The sequence below is a fragment of the Mesorhizobium sp. M7A.F.Ca.ET.027.03.2.1 genome (assembly GCF_003999175.1).
Taxonomy (GTDB): Bacteria; Pseudomonadota; Alphaproteobacteria; order Rhizobiales; family Rhizobiaceae; genus Mesorhizobium.
Map to the genome: position 1 here is coordinate 1 of NZ_RZOM01000922.1, position 2488 is coordinate 2488.

Annotated in this window: 3 protein-coding genes and 1 riboswitch; of the genes, 2 read left to right on the forward strand and 1 reads right to left on the reverse strand. The window is 63.5% G+C overall.

All coding sequences use genetic code 11. The features are described 5' to 3' along the window. Window positions 1-154: AraC family transcriptional regulator (locus EN750_RS41045; RefSeq protein ID WP_145968012.1), on the reverse strand; the 154-nt coding region annotated here is incomplete at its 3' end. A 255-nt stretch (window positions 155-409) separates the two neighbouring features. Further along, window positions 410-617: riboswitch (cobalamin riboswitch) on the forward strand. 161 nt (window positions 618-778) lie between these two features. On the opposite strand from EN750_RS41045, the gene EN750_RS29050 reads away from it, so the two are divergent. Together EN750_RS29050 and EN750_RS29055 are read left to right on the forward strand one after the other, a co-directional pair. Then, complete coding sequence (locus EN750_RS29050; protein WP_127398803.1) at window positions 779-1567, forward strand: ABC transporter ATP-binding protein; 789 nt, start codon at window positions 779-781, stop codon at window positions 1565-1567. Between the two features lie 49 nt (window positions 1568-1616). Continuing rightward, the coding region (locus tag EN750_RS29055) for an ABC transporter substrate-binding protein (RefSeq protein ID WP_145968013.1) at window positions 1617-2488 on the forward strand (872 nt) is incomplete at its 3' end.

Consider the following 2488-nt stretch of genomic DNA (forward strand, 5'->3'; position numbering starts at 1 on the left):
GCATGTAGCCCATCACCGCCCGGCCGGTGGCGGCGCCGAAGGCGCGCGTCACATGAAAACGCGACACGCCGCTGCTTTGCGCGACATCATCAAGCGAGATCGCCTCCGGCAGATGGCTTTCGACGAACCACAGCGCTTTCTCGGTCGGGTCCATTTTCTCCTCGCATTGGCCAGATCATCCTGCCGTTTCCTGGCACGGCCAGTTTGATCGAAATTGCGCATCCCGTGCAATCTGCGCCGATGCCGGTCGCCATCCGGCCAACCGCCCCATGAGCTTTCGCTTGACAGCGACCGGCGTCATCTCTTAGGTATGTTATATTATTACATAAAGAGAGCATGCGATGCCTGTTTCCCTTAGCTGGCCCACCACTCCGTCCGAGAAATCCATTGCGAAGCGATCGGCGCAAATCTACGCTGAAGCGGTGATGGTCCCCGAGTCGAAAGGCGAGGGGTGAAAAGGGAACACGGTGAGGCCTGCTCAGGTCGAGACCGTGGCTGCCCCCGCAACTGTAAGCGGCGAGCAAAATCCGTGAATGCCACTGGCCGGCAAGGCTGGGAAGGCTGGATGGCGCAACGACCCGTGAGCCAGGAGACCTGCCATCACTGAGTTGACCGGACGGGGTGTGCCGGGAGGAAACGCGAATCCCGGCCTTGTCGGCCGGTTCGCCAGCTTCCTTCCGTCGCCAGTTTTGGAAAGTGACGGAAAGTTGGACGGCTCCATCCATCGCATCGTCGTATATACGCTTTGCCGTCCCGGCAAGCCGGCGGGCAGCAGCCGATGACCGTAGCGCTTCTCGAAGCCCGTGACCTCTGCGTCACGGCGAATGGGCGGGATCTGGTTCAGGCGGTCAGCTTCTCGGTGGCCGCCGGCGATCGCCTTGCCATCATCGGTCCCAACGGCGCCGGCAAGACGACGCTGCTGCGCATGCTGTCGGGCATGCTGCGTCCGAGCTCCGGCGAGGTGAAGCTCGGCGGGCGCCGCCTGGACAGGATTTCAGCCGCCGAACGGGCGCTGCACATTGCCGTGGTCGGCCAGACCGACCAGCCCGATCCGCGGCTGGCGGTGATCGACTATGTCGAGCTTGGCCGGGTTCCGCACGCCGGGCTGCGGCGCAGGAGCGAGGAGCGCGAGATCGTCGTCGATGCACTGCGCCGGACCGGCCTGCTGCCGCTATTTGGCCGCATCATCGGCTCGCTGTCGGGCGGCGAGCGCCAGCGCGCCCAACTTGCGCGCGCCATCGCCCAGCAGCCAAAAATCCTGTTCCTCGACGAGCCGACCAACCATCTCGACCCGCGTGCCCGCGGCGAACTGCTCGACCTCGTGGCAGGCTTCGAGATGACGGTGATCGCGGTGCTGCACGATCTGGCGCTGGTGGCACCGTTCGCCACCAGGGTGGCGGTGATGAACCATGCCCGTCTGCAAGCGCTCGCCGCACCGCGCGAAGCGCTGACCCAAAAGCTGATCCGCGAGATTTTCGGCATCGATGTGCTGCGTCTGCGCCATCCGACCGAAGACCGCGAACTGACGGTGTTCGATGTGCCGAACCGTGCCGCGCCGCCGACGTGATTGAAGCCATTTCGTAGTCGACCCAATCCCATCCACAAGGAGCAAACCCGTGAAACGCCTGGCCCTTTCGCTTGTCCTCTCGCTGCTGGCCTCGACAGCCCTGGCCTTCCCGGTCACGGTCGACAGCTGCGGCAAGCCGCTGACCTTCGATGCACCGCCGAAGCGCGCCGTCATCCAGGATCTCAACATGGCCGAGATGGCTTTCGCGCTGAAACTGCAGCCGTCGATCCTCGGCCTGACCGGCATCACTGGATGGTACAAGGTGGGTCCCGAATTCAAGGCCGAGCAGGGTTCGATCCCGGAACTGGCGCCGAAATATCCGACGCTCGAAAACCTCGTCGCGGTCGAGCCGGATTTCTTCTTCGCCGGCTGGTATTACGGCATGAAGCCGGGCGGCGAGGTGACACCCGATACGCTTGCTCCGCACGGCATCAAGACGCTGGTGCTGACGGAAAGCTGCGTGCATCTCGACAAGAGCCGCCCAGCCGCCTCGATGGACCTGCTCTATGGCGACGTCGAAAAGCTGGGCAAGATCTTCGGCAAGGAGGCCGAGGCGGAGAAGCTTGTTGCCGGCTGGAAGACGCGGCTCGCCGACATCACCGCCAAGGTCGGCAACGGCAAGGCAACGCGAGTGTTTCTCTATGATTCCGGCGAGGACAAGCCCTTCACCGCAGGCAAGTTCGCCATCCCCAGCGCCATGATATCAGCCGCCGGCGGCGACAACATCATGGCCGACATGGACACCAGCTGGGGCAACACGGACTGGGAAACGGTGGCGTCGCGCAATCCGCAATTCCTCATCCTGCTCGATTACCAGGATGGCGGCGGCTACAAGAAGCTGCTCGATTTCCTGAAGGTCCATCCGGCCATGAAAGAGACGGACGCGGTCAAGAACGAGCGCTTCGTCGCCCTGCGCTATGC